The sequence below is a fragment of the Rathayibacter tritici genome (assembly GCF_001641005.1).
Taxonomy (GTDB): Bacteria; Actinomycetota; Actinomycetes; order Actinomycetales; family Microbacteriaceae; genus Rathayibacter; species Rathayibacter tritici.
On sequence record NZ_CP015515.1, the window covers coordinates 3,237,983 to 3,258,464 of the forward strand.

Sequence of the window (20,482 nt, forward strand, 5' to 3'; positions counted from 1 at the left end):
TGACACTTCCTTGCGTGGCATTCGAGGAGAGCGGGATCCGCGTGGAGGCGCAGGATTAATAATGTCGCGGCGCGCCCGCATCGAAGGCAGACCTCGGGTCACGTCGGAGCTCAGCCTTCGAGTCCTGTACATCGGACGGATGTCCTGCAGATCGGACGAAGCCCTGCGCATCGCACGGAGTCCTGCAGATCGCACCCTAAGAGGCGGCCGGAGCCGGCCCTGTGCTCTCCCGCACCACCAGCCGGGTCTGCACCAGCGAGACCCCCGTGCGCTCGCCCGATTCGAACTCGCGCAGCAGGATGTCGACCGAGCGTCGCCCCGTGTCACCGAAGAACTGCCGCACGGTCGTCAGCGGCGGCCAGAAGCTCGCCGACTCCTCCATGTCGTCGAAGCCGGCCACGCTCACCTCCCCGGGCACGGCTCGTCCGGCCTCGTGCAGCGCGCGCAGCACGCCGAGCGCCATCTGGTCGTTCGCGGCGAAGATCGCGGTGACCTCGGGGTCGGCGGCGAGCCGCTGGCCGAGGCGGTAGCCGGAGTCGCTGGACCAGTCGCCGACCAGAACCTCCGGCACCGGGGCGCCGCGCTCGATCAGGGTCGACTCCCACGCCTCGTGGCGGCGCTCGGCGGAGGAGGAGCGGTCCGGGCCAGCGATGTGGTGCACGGTGCGGTGGCCGAGTCCGAGCAGGTGCTCGACGGCCTGGCGGGCGCCGGAGACCTGGTCGGTGTCGACCACGGGGTACTTCTCACCGCCCGCGGAGTCGACGACCACCACGGGCAGGTCCGGCGGGAGGACGATGTCGGCCCCGTCGAGCAGGTGCGCCTCGACGATGACGATGACGCCGTCCACCGCCTCCTCGCTCAGCCGGTGGAATGCGACCGAGACCTCGCCCGGGGTGGGGTGCGAGACGGGGATGAGGGTGATCGAGTAGCCCGCGTCGGCGGCCGCGAGCGCGATGGCATCGAGGGTGCGCATGTTGCCGAACGAGGACAGCATGGCCATGATCACACCGATGCTGTGGAAGCGGCCGGTGCGCAGCGCCCGCGCCGCGCTGTTCGGCCGGTAGCCGAGGGCGCGCATCGCCTCGAGGACCCGCTCGCGCGTCTGGGCGTCGACGTTCTGTCTGCCATTCGAGACCCGCGACACCGTCTGGCCCGAGACGTTCGCGCGCCGGGCCACCTCCGCCATCGAGACACCGCGCCGCGGCCGGCTGGTCGGAGAGGGGCGATCGGTCTCGAGTGACATGGGCTTTCCTTTATAGTGCGCCGCCCGCCGGAGGTGGGGCACAGCGCACCGAATCGCGACACCACCGCTGTCGCGGGTGGCGACGTGACCATGCTGCGGTGACGTCCCACCGTGTCGACCTCGACATGGCAGCCCAGCAGGCCACCGGCGTCGGCGCGCAGCCGATCGACAGCCTCGTGATCACGGGCTGAGCCTGACACCCGCGAGAGTCCAAAAGTTGTCGCACTCGACGCCGAGTGCGACAACTTCTGGACAGTGGGCACCTGGTCAGGAGCGCGCTCGACGCCGGCCCGGCGAAAACGGTCGGCGGTGGAGGGCATGCGTCCATCCTGAGGGAGCGGCCTCGTCAGCGCTCGAGGGCGGGCGGATGGTCGCCGTGCCGGTGGACGATGCGCCAGCCCTGATCGTCGAAGCGGCGGTAGACGTGGGTGACGCGGATGACCACGGGCTTCAGCTCGCCGCCGTCGAGGCGGGTTTCGCCGGTCTCGTGACCGACCGTGTACGCCAGGTCTCCCGACGCGTGCACGACGTCGTAGTGCGGTCGGAGCACCCCCGCGGCGAATCGCCCGGCGACCCAGCCGAGGGTCTCGTCGATCGCCGGCCGCCCACGCTCGATCGTGCCGAAGGCGCCGAAGAGGGTGGAGTCGGCGGAGTCGGCCCAGCAGCGGCGGTAGGGCTCCGGGTCGCCCGCGGCCATCGCGGCCAGGCCCGCCTCGACCGCGGCGAGGGCGGCGACGAGGTCGACGGGCAGATCGGAGGAGTCGGGCCGGGCTGAGGAGTCGTCGTGCATGAGGGGACTCTAGTCAGCAGAAGGACCGAGGGGTGTCCGCTGACGCATCCTTCCTTCTCGCCGAGCGCCTCCCCTCCTGCCGCGTCCGCTACGCGATGCCGAGTCTGAACTCCGGAAAGCACGACGGCGACTGCTTCGCATTCCGGATAGCGGTGTGTGCCCTCCGGAGGAGAAGCGTATTTTCGAAGAACAGTCGGCGGCCCGACCGTTCGGGTCCACCAGCCTGCGGAGCAGGCGCCCGCACCATCGGGACGACGGCGTCCGGGCCCCACATTCCGGGGCCAGATATCCCCGGACCGGTACCCCAAGGCCGCTACTCCGGGACCGACAACCATCCCTCACGACTCGACTCCACCGACGATGCAACCCGGGTCTGCGTTCGACTCGCACGTCCCCTCTCCCCTCGAACTCGCACTCCCCCTCCCGGCGGCACTCGCCGGGACAGCCACCGTCGCGGCCGTCTCCGCGACACAGCACAGAACGGCGGCACACATCATGGGCGCTCTCCTCTACGGCACTCCCCCCACCTCGCACGAGATCGACGACCGCGCGCTCGCGCATCTCCAGATCGTCATGATCAACAAGTTCCGTCGGGAGGAGGCGTTCGCGTTCCAGCTCGATGCGTCAAGCGCGCACGGCACCGGCCGCCAGACACTGTGGCTGCACCCGACCATCCCGCTGCAGTTCTCGTTCCACGGCAGCCGCATCCCGGCGATCAACTCGACCTGGGTGAGAGCCCTGATGGAGGAGGCCAACAGCGGGCGCGGCCTGCGCATCGTCGCCGAACCGGCGCAGCAGTCCGAGTCCTCCGGGCTCACGCACGCGGCCTGAGCACGCCGTGCCTGAGCGCGCCGTGCCCGGAGGCGACCCCGACCGTTCGGAGCCGATTGAGGTCACCGACTTCGTCGAACTCGCCGGTGCGATGCCGGACGAGGTGGGCTTCGAGTGCTCATCGACGGTGGCCGGAGTGAGCGGCGCGCTCCGCGTGACGCCGGACTCTCTGGTGCTGCGGAGCGCGGCCATCGGCGCCTCGACCCAGGTCGGCACCCACGACATCCGCTCGTGGCGGGCCACCCCGGCCGGAGCCACGTTCTCCCTCGCGGTCGAGACCGGAGCGCGGCACACCGTGGTGCTGCTCAGCCAGTTCCAGGCCGCCACAGTCCAGGCGATGACCCGTGCCGCAGGGCCAGCGGCCAGTTTATCCGCCTAGCGAAATTCCCGGATGGGGCACACTGTCGCCGACGCCCACCGTGCGATTCTGGTGCCGATGGATCAGAACGACGAGGTCACTCGCTCCGATATCGGCGGGCGCGACATCGAGCAGGCGCGGGCCCTGTTCGAGCAGTTCTACAACGGACACCGCTTCGTCGTCGAACCCAGCACGAACTTCTCGTACCGCTACACCTCCGTCGGCGACGGCGACGTCACCCTCCGCGGGAGCCAGTTCGCCGGATCCGTGCAGGGTTCCATCCAGACCGAGGGCGAGTACGTCGTCTCGTGGCTGACCGCGGGCGAGGGAGTCACTGATCTCGACGGCGACGCGGTGACCCTCGGATTCGGGCGGCCGGCGATCTTCGTCAACGGCCGGCCCAGCCGGTTCGAGTTCCACGACTACCGGCAAAACCTCATTCACTTCGACAGCTCCTACCTCGAGCGCATTGCGGAGGAAGTGGAGGGCACGAGCGGTCCCCTCCTCTTCGACACCACCGCCCGGCCCGAGGGCGCGGCGCTGCGGCACTGGTCGGCGACGGTCGCCACGGTCGCGCGGGTGATCTACGACGCCGACAGTTCGCCACTCCTGCGCCACGAGGCCGACCGCGCGGTCGCGGTGGCGCTGCTCGAGACATTCCCGCATGCGTCACTCGACACCCCCGGCGACCTCGGAGTGCCCCGCTCGGGGCGGCTGCGGTTGGCGATCGAGTTCATGTACGCGCACGCCCACGAGCCGCTACGGACCGAGCGGATCGCCGAGGCGGCGGGCACGGGCCTGCGGACGCTGCAGAGCGAGTTCCGCCGTGAATTCGGTTTCACCGCGGTCGACTACCTGCGCCGCATCCGACTCGACGGAGTGCAGAAGGAGCTGCGGACAGGCGAACCCGGAGTCGTGAGCGTCAGCGAAGTCGCGCGACGCTGGGGCTTCGCGCACCTCGGCCGGTTCTCGGCCTCCTACGCCCATCGCTTCGGCGAGCGCCCCAGCGCCACGCTCGACTCCTGAACGCTCAGAGGTAGTCGGTCCCGCCGTCCGTGTCGTCCTCGTCCTCGCCGCGGGGCTGCACGGTCGGCCGAGCGGGCTGGAGTCGGCGAGTCTTTTCGCGCATCGACTCCACCGCCTCCGGGTCGTCGAGGTCGACACCGCGGTCGAGAGCCGGGCTGGTGAAGAGCTGGCTGGCCGGTCCGACCAGGAACCGGGTCTCCCCGCGCAGCCCCTCATCCGACAGGGACGGGACCACGACGAGGTCCGACTTGCCCACGTTGGCCAACGCCTGGGCGTACTCGACCACCGCCGAGCACACCTGGTCCCCCAGCAGCACGTATCCGCTCGCGTAATACAGCTTCTGCATCTCGTCCTCCCCAGGATCGCCGGACCGCCACTCCGGCCGGCGCGTCCTCCGACGGTAGGACGGCGGCCACCCTGCTCCCTACCCCTTGACGGGGTGGACCAGAGGGGTGCGGATCCTCTCCTGTGCTCACGCGTTGCCGCTGAGGCCGCCGCCCGGGGAGCACCGTCCGATTCGCAGGGGATGCGCACGGGAGAGCGCTCTCCTCGGCCCAAAGAACTCCGCGATGTCGGGATCCCCTGCGAATCGCACCCCCGGAGTCCTGCGCTCTCGGAACGTCAGCCCCGGTCGCGGACGGCACGCGCCAGCGACTCGAGGCGCTCGCGGTACTCGGGCCACCACTCCCGGGGAACCGGCGGCAGGTTGTCGCCGGGGGCGCGGAGGCCGACCTGCCCGTCGATCAGCTCGCGGACGATGTCGGCGTGACCCGCGTGCCGGTGCGTCTCCGCGGTGATGTGGACGAGGATCCGATGCAGCGAGACCTCGCGCGTGGTCCACCAGGGCACGACGCCCGGAGCCTCGAGCGGCAGTGCCGCGACTGTCGCATCGGAGTGGGCCCACACGCGGCGGTACAGCGCGACCACATCGGCGAGCGACTCGTCGGCCGTCGCCCACATGTCCGAGTTCGGCTCCGACTCCTCCTCCATCCACGGCATCGGCTCGGGGAACGGCCGCCCGAACACGACGCCGAGGTAGCCCGCCTCCGTGCCGGCCACGTGTTTCACCAGGCCGAGCAGATTCGTGCCCGTTGCGACCAGCGGCCGGCGCACGTCGTACTCGTCGAGCCCGTCGAGCTTGTGCAGCAGGGCGTCACGCCCCTCCTGCAGGTAGCGGAGGAGGGTCTGCTTCGCGTCGTCGCTCATTCCCCCAGCCTGCCGCGCCCGCCGTAACCACGCCAGGGCTGGGCCCGTGTTCATAACGAAGGAAGGGTCGCCCCGCGGGCACCGGGATCCACGGATCCACGGGCCGCCGAAGCGATCCTTCCTGCGTTATGAACCGAATGAGGCCGGAATGCGCGCCCCCACTCGCTGAACCTCGGTCCCGACGAGGCGCTGGGAGGAGGCGTTCACCGCGGCGGCCGCGCCGACCAGTTCGAGCGCCGCCTCCGTCTCGCGCGTCGCGCAGTCCGGGCCCACCCACAGCTCGACGCGGCCCGGCTCGACGATCCGCACGCCCTCGCGCCCGGTGAAGGCCAGGCGCGCGGCCGGGACCTCGAAGCGCACCTCCGCCTCCTCGCCCGCCTCGAGCGGAACCCGCAGGTAACCGAGCAGCTGCGCCACCGGCCGTGTCACGCTCGCGAACACATCGCGGGCGTACAGCTGCACCAGGTCGGTACCCGCCCGCGCGCCCGTGTTGCGCACCCGCACGATCACCGTGAAGGACCCGCCGGTCGGAGCCGACTCCGCCACCGCCAGGTCCGTGCGGGCGAAGGTTGTGTACGAGAGCCCGTGGCCGAACGGCCGCACCGGCGTGCTGTCGGCCGAGGTCACGTCCGAGGGGCCGCCGAGGATCGGGTGCAGGTACGAGAACGGCTGCGCCCCGGCCGAGCGCGGCAGCGAGACGGGCAGGTGCCCGGAGGGAGTGACGCGGCCAGAGACGACCCCGGCGATCGCGCCGGCCCCCTCCTCCCCCGGGAAGAACGCCTGCACCACAGCGGCCGGAGCGTTCGGCCCGTCGAGCGCCCAGCCCACCGCAGAGGGGCGGCCGGTCAGCAGCACGAGCACGACCGGAGTGCCGGTCGCCACCACGGCCTCGACCAGCTCGCGCTGACGACCCGGCAGCTCCAGGCTCTCCATGTCGTTGCCCTCGCCGACCGTGCCGCGGCCGAACAGGCCCGCCCGGTCGCCGACGACCACGATCGCGACGTCGGAGTCGGTGGCCGCCTGAACTGCCTCGGCGATCCCGGAGGCGTCGTCGCCCTCGACCGCGCAGCCCTCGGCCAGCACCAGCTCCGCCGAACCGAACTCGTCCGCCAGCGCGTCCGCGACCGTCGGGATCTCGAAGCCCAGCGGCACGCCCGGGTGGTGCGCCAGCACGTGGTTGGCGAAGGAGTAGCAGCCCATCAGGGCGGGCGCGCTGTCGGCGTTCGGGCCGATCAGCGCGAGGCGGCGGGGCGGAGCGAGCGGCAGCACGCCGTCGTTCGCGAGCAGCACCACCGACTCCTCGGCCAGGCGGCGGGCGATGTCGCGGTGGGTGGGCGAGTCCAGGTCGATCGACTCGGGGGCGTCGTCGAAGCGCGCGTCGAGCAGGCCGAGCCGCTCCTTCTGCGCGAGCACCCGCAGCACGGCCCGGTCGACCAGAGCTTCGTCGGCCTCGCCGGCCCGGATGCGCGCGGCCAGCGGAGCGAGGAACGCGTCGCCGGTGGGCAGCTCCACGTCGATCCCCGCGGCGAGCGCCCGTTCTGCCGCCTCGCCCAGGTCGGCAGCGACCGCGTGCATCAGGTGCAGGAACGCGACGGAGAAGTAGTCGGCGACGACCACTCCGTCAAAGCCCCAGCGCTCGCGCAGCACACCGGTGAGGTAGGCGGGCGTCGCTCCGACCGGGTCTCCGTCGATCTCGGCGTAGGAGTTCATCACGGAGCGGGCGCCGCCGTCGCGGATCGCCATCTCGAACGGCGGCAGCAGGACGTCTGCGATCTCGCGCGGTCCGGCGTGCACCGGCGCGTGGTTGCGCCCCGCGCGGGAGGCGGAGTAGCCGATGAAGTGCTTCAGCGTCGCGTCGACTCCGGCCGACTGGAGTCCTTGCACGTAGGCGGTGCCCAGCGTGCCGACGACGTACGGGTCCTCGGCGATGCACTCGTCGACGCGGCCCCAGCGCGGGTCGCGGATCACGTCGAGCACGGGCGCCAGGCCCTGGTGGATCCCGAGCTCGCGCATCGAGCCGCCGATCACGGCGCCCAGCTCGGCCACGAGCTCCGGGTCGAAGGAGGCGCCCCAGGCGAGCGGAGTCGGGAACGTCGCGGCCTGCCAGGCGGCCAGACCGGTCAGGCACTCCTCATGCACGATCGCGGGGATGCCCAGTCGCGTCTCCTCGACGAGCCGCCGCTGCTCGCTCCACAGCCACTGCGCGCGCTCGAGCGGATCGACGGGGCGCGTGCCGTAGACGCGGGTGAGCTGGCCGATCCCCTCGCGGGTGGCCTCGGCGTATCCGGTCGAGGTCGCCATCTCGCCGGCGAGCGGAGCGACGACCTCCCCGCCCTGGTCGACCCAGTAGCCGACGAGTTGGGCGAGCTTCTCCTCCAGCGTCATCCGGTCCAGCAGCTCGGTGGTGCGGGCGGACGGAGCCTGGGGGTCCTCTGGTGCGTGCGGTGCGGTCACGGTGCGACCCTTTCTGCGGGTGGGGCGGCGGGCGCAGGAGCCGCAGCGGGAGCCGGAGCGGGAGCCGGAGCGGCGGGCGGAGCGGCGGCAGGCGCGCGGAGCGATCCGCTCATCCCTTCACCGCCCCCGTGAGCCCACCGACGATGCGGCGCTCGAAGACGCTGAAGAAGATCAGCGCCGGGATCATCGACAGCGACACGAAGGCGAGCACCTTCGCCGTATCGACGGAGTACTGCGACGAGAACGCCTGCACCCCGAGCGGGAGCGTGAAGGTCGACTCGTTGTTGAGGATGAACAGCGGCAGCAGGTAGCTGTTCCAGCTCGCGATGAACGCGAGGATCCCCGTCGTGATCACGCCCGGCATCGCCAGGCGCACGACCATCCGGAAGAAGAATCCGATCCGGCTGCAGCCGTCGATAAAGGCCGCCTCCTGGATCTCGTCCGGGATCGCGCGCAGGAACGGCACCAGGATGATGATGGTGGTCGGTAGGCCGAACGCAATCTGCGGCAGGACAACTCCGGCGAGCGAGTTCATCAGGCCGAGGCTCTTGATCACCAGATAGAGCGGAGTGATCGCTACGGTCATCGGAAACATCAGGCCGGCGGCGAAGAGCGCGTAGAACACGCCTCGCCCGGTGAAGTCGTAGCGGGCCAGGACGTAGCTCGCCATCAAGCCGAGTACGACCACGCCGAGCGTGGTGGCAAGTCCCGCAATCGTGGAGTTGCCGACCTCCTGCCAGAACACGCCGCCAGTGATCACGTCGAGGTAGTTCTGCACGTTCCACGGCGAGGGCAGGCCTGCCGGATCGGTGGTGATCTGCGCGTTCGTGCGGAAGCCACCGAGGATGATGTACGCCACCGGAGCGAGCATCAGCGCGATCACGACGATCGCCACGACGTAGGCGATGGTGGTGCCGCGGCCCAGCGGCTGCTTGCGCCGCTTCACCGCGAGCGGCCGAGGCGTCTGGGGAGTGATCGGCGGGGCGGTCATCGTCGTGCCGGTCATCGCTTGTCTCCCGTCAGTGCGCCCGCCGTGTCGCGCCGAAGCACGAAGCGCTGGTAGAGCAGCGCCACCACGAGCGAGATCAGGAACAGGACCACCGCGACGGCGTTCCCGTATCCGTAATTGCCGGCGTTGCGGCCGTTGGTGACCAGGTAGATCGCCATCGTCGAGGTGCCCGCGGTCGAGGACACGTATTGCCCCCAGATGATGTAGACCAGGTCGAACAGCTGGAGCGCGCCGATGATCGAGAGGAACGCCCAGATCCGCAGGGTCGGTGCGAGCAGGGGCAGGGTGATCCGCCGCTGCACCTGCCAGTAGGAGGCGCCGTCGATGGCCGCGGCCTCGGACAGCTCCTCGGGGATGCCCTGGAGGCCCGCGAGGAAGAGGATCACCGCGAAGCCGATGTACTTCCAGGTGATGATCAGCATCAGCGTCCAGATCGCGATCGCCGGATCCGAGAGCCAGTCCTGCTTCAGCGCGCCGAGGCCGACCTTCTCGAGCAGGCCGTTGACCGCTCCGCTGGTCTGGAGCATCAGGCTCCAGCCGGTGCCGACGACGACCTCGGAGATCACGTACGGCACGAAAATGAGGACGCGGATGATCGACTGCCCGCGCAACTTGCGGTTCAGCAGCAGCGCCAGGAGGATCGCGACCGGACCCTGAAGCACCAGTGAGAGCACCACGATGATGCCGTTGTGCGCGAGGGCGTCGTGGAAGGTCGGGTCCTGCAGGATCGTCAGGTAATTGCGGAAGCCGACGAAATCCGTCGGCGCCCCGTAGCCCTGCCAGCTGAAGAAGCCGTAGTAGGCCGCCATCACGACCGGGAAGATCACGAAGGCGAGGAAGACGATCAGCGCCGGGCCGACCAGGAGCGCGATCTCGAAGCGCCCCGCCCAGCCCACGCTGCGGCGGCGCCGGCGCACCGGAGGCGTCGAGGTGACGCCTCCGGTGCGCTCGGTCCCGCGGGGCTCATCCACTCCGAGGAGCGGGCTCTCGCGGAGTGCCACAGTGACTAGGCCTTCGCTGCGGCGGCGTTGACGGCCTCGACCAGCTGCTCGGGGTCGCTCTTGCCGGCGAGAAGGTCGACGACTCCGACGTTCAGCGCGTTGCCGACGTTGAGGCCGTACACGGTGTCCAGCCACTGCGAGACGTACGGCGCCGAGTTGTACGCCGCGAGGATCTGCTGCAGGTACGGCTCGGTGACCGCCTCCTGCGCCACGGTGTTCACCGGGGGCGCGTTGAAGGCCGCGTAGTACTCCTTCTGCACGTCGGCGGTGGCCAGGTAGTTGAGGAAGTCGACGCACTCGTCGGGAGCACCCGCCGAGCAGGAGTAGCCGTCGACGCCGCCCATGATCGCGCCGGCCTCGCCGTCACCGCCGTCGATCTCGGGGAAGGGGAACCAGCCCAGGTCGGGCAGCGGCTTCTCGTCGGGGGTGAGGGAGGCGATGACGCCGGGGTTCCAGGCGCCCATGAGCTCCATCGACGCCTGGTGGTTGGCGAGGAGTCCGGCCGAGCTGCCCGCGCCCTGCTGGGCGGCGGTGGTGAGGAAGCCCTCGTTGAAGGGCTCGGTGCCCGAGAAGTCCTGCAGGTCCTTGCCGGCGCGCACCCAGCAGTCGTCCGAGAAGTCCTTCGTGTCGGCCGCCTCGGCCATCGTGTCGGCGCTGCACTCGCGCAGCGCGAAGAAGTAGTACCAGTGCGCGGCGGGCCAGGCGTCCTTGGCGCCGAGCGCGACGGCCTGAGCACCGCTGCCCTTGATCTTCGTGATCGCGGAGTCGAGCTCGTCGATCGTCTTCGGAGTCTCGGTGACGCCCGCTGCGGTGAAGAGGTCCTGGCTGTAGAAGAGACCTCCTGGGAGGACCGCGACCGGCATCGCCCAGACCTTGTCGTCGAGGGTGTTCGCCGAGAACGAGCCCTCGGGGATCTCACTGCGCGCCTGGTCGGAGATGCCTCCGGTGAGGTCCTTCAGCTGGCCGCCCGCGACCATCCCCGCGAGCTTCCCTCCGCCTCGCTGAAGGAAGATGTCGGGGGCGTCGCCCGAGTTGAGCGCGGTCTGAAGCTTGCCGTCGAGGTCCTCGTTCTGAATGGCCTGCGACTCGATGCTCACTCCGGGGTTGGCGGCCTCGAAGTCCGTGATGGTCTTCTCCCAGAACTCCTGGCCGGGGCCCGTCGTGGAGTTCTGCCAGAGGGTCATCGCGACGGTGCCGTCGCTCGATCCCGAATCCTGGGCCGAGCAGCCGCTGAGGGCCGCGACCGTGCCGAGCAGGGCGGCTGTCGCCACTGCGATCTTCCTGAACTTCATCGTTCAACCGTTCTCTTCATCGAGGGCGCCGCCTGGTGCACCGGCGCCGTGAGGGTTTCCGCCTGCGCGGGTGGAGCCAGTGTCCGCAGTGGTTGCGAAACTGGTCAAACGTTTTCGAAATGGTTTTCGAAGGGGGGATTATCGTCGGGGTCATGACTGCGCGACCCACCATCCACGACGTCGCCGCCGCGGCCGGAGTCTCGGTGGCGACGGTATCCAAGGCCGTGAACGGCCGCTACGGGGTCGCGCCCGCCACTGCCACGCGCGTGCTCGAGGTGGTGCGCGAGCTCGGCTACGAGTCGAGCCTGGTTGCGAGCAGCATGCGCTCACGACGCACGGGCGTGATCGGCGTGCTCGTCGCCGGGTTCGAGCCGTTCAGCGCTGAGATCCTCAAGGGCGTCGGGTCGGTGCTGGCGGAGTCGCGCTTCGACCTGCTCGCCTACTCCGGCTCGCACGAGGGGGAGCAGGAGGGCTGGGAGCGGCGCTCGCTCAGCCGCCTGAGCGGCACCCTCATCGACGGCGCGATCCTGGTCACGCCGACCGTGGTGAGTGCCCCCTCCGACATCCCGCTCGTCGCCGTCGATCCGCACACCGGCCGCGCCGATCTGCCGACCGTCGAGTCCGACAACTTCGGCGGCGCCCTGCTGGCCATCCGCCACCTTGTCGCGCTCGGGCACCGCCGCATCGGCTTCGTCGCCGGCCGCGGCGACCTCCGCTCGGCGCGGCTGCGCGAGGCCGGCTATCGGGCAGCACTGGCGGAGGCGGGCATCGCCTTCGACGAGCGCCTCCTGCGGGTGGGCAACTACCACCGCGACACCGCGCGACGCCCCGCCTCCTCGCTACTGTCGCTCCCGGATCGTCCGAGCGCCGTCTTCGCCGCGAACGACGTCTCTGCGCTCGCGATCATCGAGACCGCCGCGCACCTGGGGCTCGCCGTCCCGCACGATCTCTCGGTGGTCGGCTTCGACGACGTCCCAGAGGCCGCCCGCTTCGACCCGCCGCTGACGACCGTCCGCCAGCCGATGCAGACCCTCGGCGCGACCGCTACCGAGATGCTGATCGCCCTCATGTCCGGCCGCGAACCCCGCTCGCTGCACGTGCAGCTTCCGACGCAGCTCGTGCGCCGGGCGACGACGGGGCCGCCGGCATGAGCGATGACCTGGAGGACGACGGCCCGGCCGCCGTCCACGTCGCACTCGTCGACGCGCGAGAGCTGGTGGATCTCCCCGCGCTCGAAGCACTGCTCGACGAGCGCTTCGGGATCGAGGACTCGACCGGCCTCGTGCACTCGCGCCAGGAGTGGTCTCAGAGGAGCCCGCGTGAGTACTCTCATCGCCCTGCGGCGAGGACCGCGGAACCCGTGCCCCCATCTGGACATTCTCACCGAGAACACCGTTTCTCCTCTGTTCACGGACCTGAAGTTCAGGGAGGAGCCGCTTCCTCATCGCGACTCACAGCGAGAGAGTCGCCACGTCCTGCGACCGGCGTCTCCTGCTCGAGAACTGAAAGCTCGGAGAAATCGACTCAGAGCGTTATTCATAAGGTCTGATTCGGGCGTGTCGTTCCGAGGCATCGGCTTCCCATTCGGGAGAATAGAAGTTCCAAAGCTCGCTATTTTCGGAACGGGAAGCCGATGCGGTACGACTCTACTACAGGCCTGGATGCGGAGCAATTGACGGAGCTGATCTGTCGGATCTGGCAGATTGTCGCGGGGAGGGGTGAGGTTTCGGGACGCCCGGTGCTGCTGAACATTCGCGAGCAGGTCGTTATGACTTTGATCATATTGCGGCAGAACGTGAACCAAGCGACTATCGCGGATATGTTCGGTGTGTCGCAGCCCACGATTTCTCGCGCATATCGGCGGATCGTCCCGCTGATCGAGCAGGCCTGCTGTTTGTCGGGGGTGTGTTTAAAGACGGCTATCCAGGGCCGAGTGGTCCTGGTCGACGGCACCGATGTTCCCACCGGGAACCGCGCCGTGACGGGGAGAGCGAACTACTCCGGGAAGCGACACCGTCAAGGGCTGAACGTGCAAGTTGCCTCGGACGTGAACGGTAACTTGCTTTGCGTGTCCGATCCGACCCCCGGCGCTCGGCACGACCGAGCGACCATCAGCCTGTGTGGATGGGAACCGATTCTCGATAATGCCGAGTGGATAGCGGACCCAGCGTACGTCGGAACCACCGCAGTCACTCCCCGGAAAAAATTTCACCACGGACAACATGATGACAACACACGTACAGCCAACCGATACATCTCCTCCATCCGTTCGGCGGTCGAAAGATGCATCGCGCACTGGAAGAACTGGAAAATCCTCAAGACCGGCTATCGCGGACGTCTTACAGAACTTCCCAACCTCATTCGCACCGTCACCCGCCTCGAACTTTACCGACTCGGCTGGTAAACGCTTATGAATAACGCTCTCACTCGACACGGCACGCCCGACGTCCTCACGGCGAGCGGACTTCCGGGGGAATGGAGAGTAAGAACGTCGCAGTGCGGCCGGAGTTGCCGTCGTAAAGTGCTGTACCCGGCGTCGCACGCTGCCGGATTCGCAGTCATCGACCTCGACCGCTCACAAAGCGCCGGGTGAGACGGGGGGGAAGATTCGGCGCATCAAAGGCCGCCGAGCGCTTGTCCATCGACGTCGGCATTCGCCGCCGTCGATGGGCAAGAGTGTCCGAATTAGTTACATCGAGGAGATCGGCGGCGTCGCGGAGAACGCTAGCGACCAACCCGGGATTCGCACCGCCGGCTTCCGCGAAGGCATCGACTAGCTCATTCAGCACTGCTCGGGACTTGGCATTCATTTCGTCCGCTGGGGACATGAGGACTCGGCTCAGCTAGGAGAAACCCTCGCCATTCACGACACGCTCGTGGAGAACAGGAGGAGGGTCGTGCGCCTCCGCGGCGCGGTCGGCGATTTAGAGTAGGCCCGATCGCACCGCGATGGGAGATCATTTCACAAGACCTTCCCGGCGATAAGCGCCGACGTGGAACCGATCCTCTTCGATTCGATGTGAAGCGTCGGCGCAGGTGTACAGTCCGAGCATGGCTGCACCGAACAGCACGACCCCAGCATCAGCTGAGGGGAAATTCCACGGCGGCACCGAGATTCCATCCTCGATTTCCGCGACACCCGTCCGGTCCAGCCCGCTGACGCTTCTCGCGCTGGAGTCCGATCGAGAAGCTCGTTTTTGGGCTTCCTACGACATGAACCCTGCCTCGACCACAGCGTGGGCCGACGCGGCGATGATCGCCTGGCAGAGTCGCACCGCTGAACTCTCTCGAAGCTCTCCCCTACTCACCGCCTCGCCGTTCCCGAGCAGGTCCGCCCGCCCCGCTCACGCTTGCAGCACCACCGCCCCGTAGTGCGTGCCCGCACCCGTCCCCACCAGGAGCACCGACTCCCCCGGCTGGACGCGCGTCCGGTGCAGGGCCAGCGGGATCGCGCTGCCGATCGTGTTGCCGACCTCGCCGAGCGTGATCGTCATCCGCTCGCGTCCCCAGAAGCGGGCCATGCCCGCGAGGCCGGCCGCGCTGGTCTGGTGCGGAACGACGCGGTCGATACCGGGGAGGCCGGTCGAAAGGCCGGGCCGCACCTCCTCCAGGAACGCCGGGAAGTGCCGCAGTGCATCCAGGAGGAGCGCCTTGCCCTGCATGTCGAAGCGGAAATCCGCCAGCCGCTCGGCCGCCTCCTCGATGCGGATACGCGAGCCGAACCCGCGCAACTCCGCGTGCCTCACTCCGCTCGGGCGGGTGCGGAAGCGCGTGGTCACCAGGCCCTGGCACGGAGTGTCGGCACGGCCGATCACGACGGCGGCGGCCGCGTCGCCGAACAGGAGGGCGCTCTCCGGCTGGGTCGGATCGATGCCGCGGCTGCCGCAGTCGGTCGAGACGATGAGCACGTGGTCGGCCCGTCCCGTCGCGAGCAGGAACCCCGCCTCCTGCAGCGCAACCAGGAACGACAGGCAGGTCGCGTGCACGCTGTACGCCGAGACGTCGTCGAGGCCGAGGCCCGCCGCGAGCAGCGCGCCTCCGTCCGGGATCGCCTGCACCTGCGTGCCCGAGGCGTTGAGCACCACGTCGACCGTGTCGAGTCCGGCGGCCGCGAGCGCCCGACGGGCGGCGAGCAGGCCCAGCTCCAGGGGATCCTCGTCATCCGTGACCCAGTGGCGGGTGCGCACGCCGGAGCGGCGCTCGGCCTCGTCGGCGGGCAGACCGCAGACCGCGGCGACCTCGGCGGTGCTGACGATCCGCTCGGGGAGGGCCTCTCCGGTGCCGAGGATGCGGAGCGGGAGGAGGTCGGGCACGCTGGCCCCTTCCTGCTCCGGGACGCACGGAGCGCCTCACTGTATAGCGCGCCTGTGCACTGGAGCGTGCCGCGGCGTCACAGTTTGACGGCGCGAGCCCCCGCCGACAGCATGGTCCCGGAGCGGGGGACGGATGAGCGCGCGCGGGTTCTGGGTGGTCGTGCCCTTCCTCGATGAGGAGAAGCTGCTCGACGGCGCCCTCGACGCGCTCGCTCGGCAGACAGATCCGCAGTTCACGCTCCTGCTCGTGGACAACGGGAGCACCGATGGCTCGCGCGCCGTGATCGAAGAGTTCCGCCGGCGGTGCCCGGAACGCCAGATCGCCGTGATCGACGAGGCGCAGAAGGGCACCGGAGCCGCGTCCGACACCGGGTTCCGCCACGCGATTGCCGACGGCGCGTCAGTCGTGGCCCGCACCGACGCCGATTGCCTGCCCAGTCCCGAGTGGGTCGCGCGTCTCAAAGCCGACGTGCGCGGCGGCGCTCGCTTCGTCGGCGGACGGTTGTCCCCGCGGACGGACGAGGCGGTCTACCGCTGGTACGACGGCGTGCTCGGCACCGCGCTGATCCGCCTGATGGAGCACGCGCCGGCCGTCTTCTACCGTCGCCCCGGCCAGCGGTACCGGATGTTCATGGCGGCCGGCTGCAACCTCGCGATCGACGCCGCGCTCTACCTCGAGGTCGGCGGATTCCCGCGCTCGAGCATCGACGACACCGATGAGGACCTGGAACTGCACCTGAAGGTCTGCCAGGTGATCGACCGCCGCGAGGCCGTCTTCAATACGCGCGCGGTCGTCCTGATGTCGATCCGGAAGGGCAAGGCGCTCGGCTACCTCGGGACCCTGCTCTGGTACTGGGGCCGCAAGCGCAGGCTGGACGTCGTCGATGTCCGGTGAGCGCCGCGTCCTGATCACCGGAGCGACGGGCTTTCTCGGCGGTTACGCGGTGCGGGAGTTCCTGGCCGCGGGCGACGACGTGCTCGCCACGGGCCGCGACCCGCGGGCGCTGGCGCGGCTGGAGGAGGAGGGTGCCACGATCCTCCGCGCCGACCTCGCCGAGCTGGGCCGTCTGGACGTGCACGCCGACGTCCTTGTGCACGCCGCCGCACTGTCGAGCCCGTGGGGCCGGTGGAGCGAGTTCGAACGCGCGAACGTGGCGGGCACGGAGGCGATGATCGCGCTGGCCGAGCGCTGCGGAATCCGCCGGTTCGTCTTCGTCTCGTCGCCGAGTATCTACTCCGCGCGGCGCCACCAATTCCTGGTGCGGGAGGAGGACGTCGACACCGGCAGCCGGATGAGCCTCTACATCCGCAGCAAGATCGAGGCCGAACAGCTGCTGCAGGAGGCGCACCGCACCGGCCGGATCCGCGAGCTCGTCATCCTGCGCCCCCGGGGTCTGATCGGGGTCGGCGACCCCAGCCTCCTCCCCCGCTTCGTCGCCGCCAGCCGCCGCCGCGGCATCCCCCTCTTCGACGGCGGCCGGAACCCTGTCGACATCACCTGCGTCGAGAACGCCGCGCACGCGCTGGTGCTCGCGGCCGACGCTCCGGTCGCCGAGGGCGGCGTCTACAACATCACCAACGGCGAGCCGGCCCCGCTCGGCGACCTGCTCGCGCGCTTCTTCACCGCGATGGGCGAGGAGCCGCGCTTCATCCGCGTGGACCTGCGCGTGCTGACGGTGCTCGCGGAGGTGCTGGAGCGGGTGTACCGGCTGCTGCCCGGGCGGGAGCCGCCGTTCACCCGGTACACCGTCGCGACGCTCGCCTACGCGCAGACCCTCGACATCTCGCGGGCGCGGGCCGAGCTCGGCTACGAGCCGACCGTGCCGCTGGCCGAGGGGATCCGCCGGGTCGGAGAGCATCTGAGGAGGACGCGTGGCTGAGTCATCGGTGCAGGTGATGGCGTGCGGGAGCACGGTGTTCCCGCTGTCGCGGGTGTTCCGCGGGAAGGGGCTGCCGCGGCGAGTGTTCCCCTCGAACGTGTTCCTCTACACGCACGCGAGCGGGCGGCGGGTGCTCGTGGACACGGGGTACCCGCCGACGTTCCGCGGGACGGGGCTCGTCGGGTGGCTGTACGGGCGGATCCTGCCGGCGCTGGTGTCGGGCGAGGAGACCGTCGACCAGCGGCTGCTCGCCCTCGGGCTGACGCCGGACGACGTGGAGTTCGTGGTGCTGACGCACCTGCACCCGGATCATGTGGGCGGGGTGCGCTGGTTCCCGGACGCGACGTTCGTCCTGTCGTCGGGGCAGGTCGCGTCGCTGCGGCGGAGTCGGGTGCGGGAGGGCATCTTCCGCGCGCTGCTGCCTGCGTGGTTCACGCCCGGGATCGTGGCGGACGAGCAGCCCGCGGTGACGGTCGCTGGGCTGAGCGGGTTCGACCTGCTCGGGGACGGATCGGTGCTCGTGGTGTCGCTGCCGGGGCACGCGCGGGGGCACCTGGGGGTGCTCTTCGACGGCCAGGTGCTCGTGGCGGGGGACGCGGCGTGGGGGCGGGAGTTCCTGGGGTGGTCGCGGCGGTTGCGGTGGCTGCCGCGGTTCATCAGCGACGAGGCGGAGGCGCATGAGCGGACGTCGATAGAGCTTCAGCGGGCAGAGGCGGCCGGGGTGACGGTGTGGTTCTCGCATGACGCGTATGCGGACGGGAAGGTGCTGCTGCGCGACGACGGGTCGAGACGGTAGAACAGGGGCGCCCGCTCGTCGCTGACCCGCGGAGAGGTTCTTGCGCTACCAGCCCCCGCCGTATTATTGTTTTTCGATAACATCGATCATCAATAAAGGCGAAGAGATGAAGCACACGAAGAAATGAAGCACACAGGAACGGTCCTCAGCGGACGCGTCAAAGACCGGCCGCCGCTCCTTCGCTTCGTGCGAGCGACTCTGTTGATCGTCGCCGCATTCACCGTGGTCCTCGACGCCATCCAGGCGATGACGATCGTCACGGGTCGGGCACCGTTCGCCTTCGGACGAGCGGACGGAGCGGTGCCGCTGAGCTACCTCCCGCAGCTCTTACAAGCCGATCTCCGAGACGGAGCGACAGGGACGCTCGCGGACTCAACCTTCAGTGTGCGTCTCATCTGCGCGCTGCCCACAGCTCTCCATGCTGCAACTGTCGTCCTTGGCGCTCTTTTCCTGCTTCGAGCGCTGCGTGGGATCTCGTTGGCTCGTCCCTTCGACACGTTCGTCCTCGGCAATTGGCAACGCCTCAGCGTCGCACTCCTCGCCGGCGGTAGTGCGCAGGGGCTTGCCGATACCGCCGCGACCATCTACCTGAACACGAGGATCGGCCTCCTCTTCGGGACAGGCCACGTGAGCGAGCAACAGCGGATCGCCTTCCTTGGCAGCGATTACCGAACGATCGGCACGAACCTGCCTCAGTGGCCGATTCCCATCATCATCGCTGGGCTGATCGCCGCAGCGCTGACGGCCGCTTTTCGCGCGGGCGCTCTCCTAGAAGAAGACGTCGATGGCGTCGTCTAGCGCCCCCGACGAGGGGAACGGCAACCATCGGATCCTCTGCCACCTCGACGCAGTTCTCGCCGATCGGCGGGTCACTCTTACCGAGCTGTCCGCTCGAACCGGGATCACCGTGGCCAATCTGTCCATCCTCAAGAACAACCGAGCCAAGGCCATCCGCTTCACCACACTCACCCTCATCTGCGACGCCCTCGAAACAACGCCTCAAGCGCTCTTCTCCATCGGGTCCCGATAAACCCAGGGCGAGACCCGCGTCGACGTTGACACCATCCAGCGCACCCACGGGAGTGGAAGGGCTGGTCGAGAAGCGGCAGAAGCGTGGTGACTGATCTTTCCCGCACCGACCGCGGCGCCCGTTCGAGTGCGCTCGTGATCGAGCTGCGGATCATTCACGGTTCGACAATGATTGGAGCCCTCTACGGGCGGATCCTGAACTTCCTAGCAGAATTGAGCCCCACCCTACGGGGGCTTTGAGGATCTCCCCCAAACGGAGAATGGTGGCCTACTGAAGGAACTTCCATCCAATGATCTGAGGGGAAAGAACCTGTGAAGCCACACGTCGAACTCACACTTGTCGAGCGCGCCAAGGCCATCCGCGCGACCATCGCTGCTCCAACGGCCGCCCGGAGGCTCACGATTCGAGCGGTCATTGCTTCCGCGTTGGCGGTCGGGATCGGGCTGTCAGGAGCGGCGGTGGCGAACGCGGCACCCCCGCCCAGTGGATATCCCACCAGTGAGGTTCTCGCTACCGCCGCACACCCCAGGCTGGGGAACATTCCGCTTCGACGCGGATTCTACGACGCCGACAGCGGACTCGGTTGGGGAGTCGACAAAGCCTGGAATAAGTACAACGTTTGGAGCGTCGAGGCTCAGAGAAGAGTCATGATGTCGAAGAACTACACCCGGCAGGCCGACGGTCGATATGCGCTGGCCGCTTACGCGGGGAAGTACGCGTGCGACAGTGCCACCTGCACGCTGACGGACCGCCGGAAGCTGATCGGCGTGTACAACCCCCACGAGGTCTCCACGTACGACGGGTGGCCCGCGGGCGGCGTGCTCGGCCTGCAAAACATGTATTGCGACAATGGCGGCAAGGAGAAGTGCCCAGACTGGGTGACGTATTCAATACTGAACCACAGGGTCGACAACCCGTACGGGACCGCGTCGGACACAGCACGACCGCAGGGGGATGAATCCATGTCGGCGTCTGTGGAAGAAGGGCTGACGCCGCAACAGGAGTCCAGCCAGTCAAGCATTCTGAACGGTCAGGAGATCCAGTCGCTGCGAGCAGAGATCGGCGCGGGCACGACCCGGACGCAGTTCTCCGATCAGCCCCTTCCGGAGACGATCTCCGCGAAGTAGCCGACGCTGGTGGCGGGCCGATCCGTCGGCCCGCCACTACGAAAGGACCGTCGATAATCCGGAGTCGACGGGTGCCGATGCCGCCGAGGACATGGCGGAGCCCCTCGGCGCACTCGCCGTGGGCGC

The 20,482-nt window shown here is 69.0% G+C and carries 20 protein-coding genes; 11 read left to right on the top strand and 9 right to left on the bottom strand.

Translation table 11 applies throughout. From position 1 onward, the window contains the following. Positions 1-196: 196 nt before the first annotated feature. Together A6122_RS14740 and A6122_RS14745 are read right to left on the bottom strand one after the other, a co-directional pair. Positions 197-1,243 (bottom strand): LacI family DNA-binding transcriptional regulator, encoded by a 1,047-nt coding sequence (locus A6122_RS14740; RefSeq protein WP_068256478.1) that lies wholly within the window; start codon positions 1,241-1,243, stop codon positions 197-199. 346 nt (positions 1,244-1,589) lie between these two features. Continuing rightward, the gene (locus A6122_RS14745) at positions 1,590-2,033 is read right to left on the bottom strand and encodes a YybH family protein (RefSeq protein WP_084416104.1); all 444 of its coding nucleotides are present in this window, start codon (positions 2,031-2,033) and stop codon (positions 1,590-1,592) included. A gap of 360 nt (positions 2,034-2,393) precedes the next feature. Between A6122_RS14745 and A6122_RS14750 the strand changes: the two genes are divergently transcribed. The 3 genes from A6122_RS14750 to A6122_RS14760 are packed head-to-tail and all read left to right on the top strand — an operon-like array spanning position 2,394 to position 4,248. Further along, entirely contained in the window at positions 2,394-2,864 is a 471-nt protein-coding gene (locus tag A6122_RS14750) for a DUF7882 family protein (RefSeq protein WP_237358208.1), read from the top strand. Between the two features lie 7 nt (positions 2,865-2,871). Continuing rightward, positions 2,872-3,243, top strand: coding sequence for a hypothetical protein (locus tag A6122_RS14755; protein WP_068256480.1), 372 nt, complete (start codon positions 2,872-2,874; stop codon positions 3,241-3,243). 57 nt (positions 3,244-3,300) lie between these two features. Further along, a complete protein-coding gene (locus tag A6122_RS14760; RefSeq protein ID WP_181137166.1) occupies positions 3,301-4,248 on the top strand; it encodes a helix-turn-helix transcriptional regulator in 948 nt (315 codons plus the stop codon). Positions 4,249-4,252: 4 nt separating this feature from the next. Here the strand turns inward: A6122_RS14760 and A6122_RS14765 are convergent, their stop codons facing one another. From A6122_RS14765 to A6122_RS14790, 6 genes are all read right to left on the bottom strand, one after another. Further along, positions 4,253-4,594: a hypothetical protein gene (locus A6122_RS14765; RefSeq protein WP_068256485.1), complete on the bottom strand. Its 342-nt coding sequence runs from the start codon at positions 4,592-4,594 to the stop codon at positions 4,253-4,255. 275 nt (positions 4,595-4,869) lie between these two features. Continuing rightward, positions 4,870-5,454 carry a DinB family protein gene (locus A6122_RS14770; RefSeq protein WP_068256488.1) on the bottom strand — a complete coding sequence of 195 codons (585 nt, stop codon included), beginning with the start codon at positions 5,452-5,454 and terminating at the stop codon, positions 4,870-4,872. A gap of 126 nt (positions 5,455-5,580) precedes the next feature. Continuing rightward, entirely contained in the window at positions 5,581-7,908 is a 2,328-nt protein-coding gene (locus tag A6122_RS14775; RefSeq protein WP_068256490.1) for a beta-xylosidase/alpha-l-arabinosidase, read from the bottom strand. 109 nt (positions 7,909-8,017) lie between these two features. Then, entirely contained in the window at positions 8,018-8,914 is an 897-nt protein-coding gene (locus tag A6122_RS14780; RefSeq protein WP_084416105.1) for a carbohydrate ABC transporter permease, read from the bottom strand. Then, positions 8,911-9,918, bottom strand: a complete 1,008-nt coding sequence (locus A6122_RS14785) for a carbohydrate ABC transporter permease (RefSeq protein WP_068256493.1) — start codon at positions 9,916-9,918, stop codon at positions 8,911-8,913. The genes A6122_RS14780 and A6122_RS14785 overlap by 4 nt, the downstream gene beginning before the upstream one ends. Positions 9,919-9,923: 5 nt before the next feature. After that, positions 9,924-11,210, bottom strand: a complete 1,287-nt coding sequence (locus tag A6122_RS14790; RefSeq protein ID WP_068256496.1) for an ABC transporter substrate-binding protein — start codon at positions 11,208-11,210, stop codon at positions 9,924-9,926. A gap of 152 nt (positions 11,211-11,362) precedes the next feature. Between A6122_RS14790 and A6122_RS14795 the strand changes: the two genes are divergently transcribed. Further along, entirely contained in the window at positions 11,363-12,361 is a 999-nt protein-coding gene (locus A6122_RS14795) for a LacI family DNA-binding transcriptional regulator (RefSeq protein WP_068256499.1), read from the top strand. Between the two features lie 482 nt (positions 12,362-12,843). After that, positions 12,844-13,614, top strand: coding sequence for a transposase family protein (locus tag A6122_RS16190; protein WP_084415986.1), 771 nt, complete (start codon positions 12,844-12,846; stop codon positions 13,612-13,614). A gap of 940 nt (positions 13,615-14,554) precedes the next feature. On the opposite strand, the gene A6122_RS14800 is transcribed toward A6122_RS16190, so the two are convergent. After that, positions 14,555-15,523, bottom strand: a complete 969-nt coding sequence (locus tag A6122_RS14800) for a 3-oxoacyl-ACP synthase III family protein (RefSeq protein WP_068256502.1) — start codon at positions 15,521-15,523, stop codon at positions 14,555-14,557. A 133-nt stretch (positions 15,524-15,656) separates the two neighbouring features. Between A6122_RS14800 and A6122_RS14805 the strand changes: the two genes are divergently transcribed. From A6122_RS14805 to A6122_RS16835, 6 genes are all read left to right on the top strand, one after another. After that, entirely contained in the window at positions 15,657-16,418 is a 762-nt protein-coding gene (locus A6122_RS14805) for a glycosyltransferase (RefSeq protein ID WP_068256505.1), read from the top strand. After that, a complete protein-coding gene (locus A6122_RS14810) occupies positions 16,408-17,403 on the top strand; it encodes an NAD-dependent epimerase/dehydratase family protein (protein WP_068256508.1) in 996 nt (331 codons plus the stop codon). The genes A6122_RS14805 and A6122_RS14810 overlap by 11 nt, the downstream gene beginning before the upstream one ends. Then, on the top strand, positions 17,396-18,199 hold the full coding sequence (locus A6122_RS14815) for an MBL fold metallo-hydrolase (RefSeq protein ID WP_068256512.1): 804 nt from the start codon (positions 17,396-17,398) through the stop codon (positions 18,197-18,199). Before A6122_RS14810 ends, A6122_RS14815 begins: the two co-directional genes overlap by 8 nt. A gap of 201 nt (positions 18,200-18,400) precedes the next feature. Further along, on the top strand, positions 18,401-18,997 hold the full coding sequence (locus A6122_RS14820; protein ID WP_157593830.1) for a hypothetical protein: 597 nt from the start codon (positions 18,401-18,403) through the stop codon (positions 18,995-18,997). Continuing rightward, on the top strand, positions 18,984-19,229 hold the full coding sequence (locus A6122_RS14825) for a helix-turn-helix domain-containing protein (protein ID WP_068256518.1): 246 nt from the start codon (positions 18,984-18,986) through the stop codon (positions 19,227-19,229). The genes A6122_RS14820 and A6122_RS14825 overlap by 14 nt, the downstream gene beginning before the upstream one ends. Before the next feature lie 311 nt (positions 19,230-19,540). Continuing rightward, entirely contained in the window at positions 19,541-20,356 is an 816-nt protein-coding gene (locus tag A6122_RS16835; protein ID WP_146077216.1) for a hypothetical protein, read from the top strand. Positions 20,357-20,482: the final 126 nt, after the last annotated feature.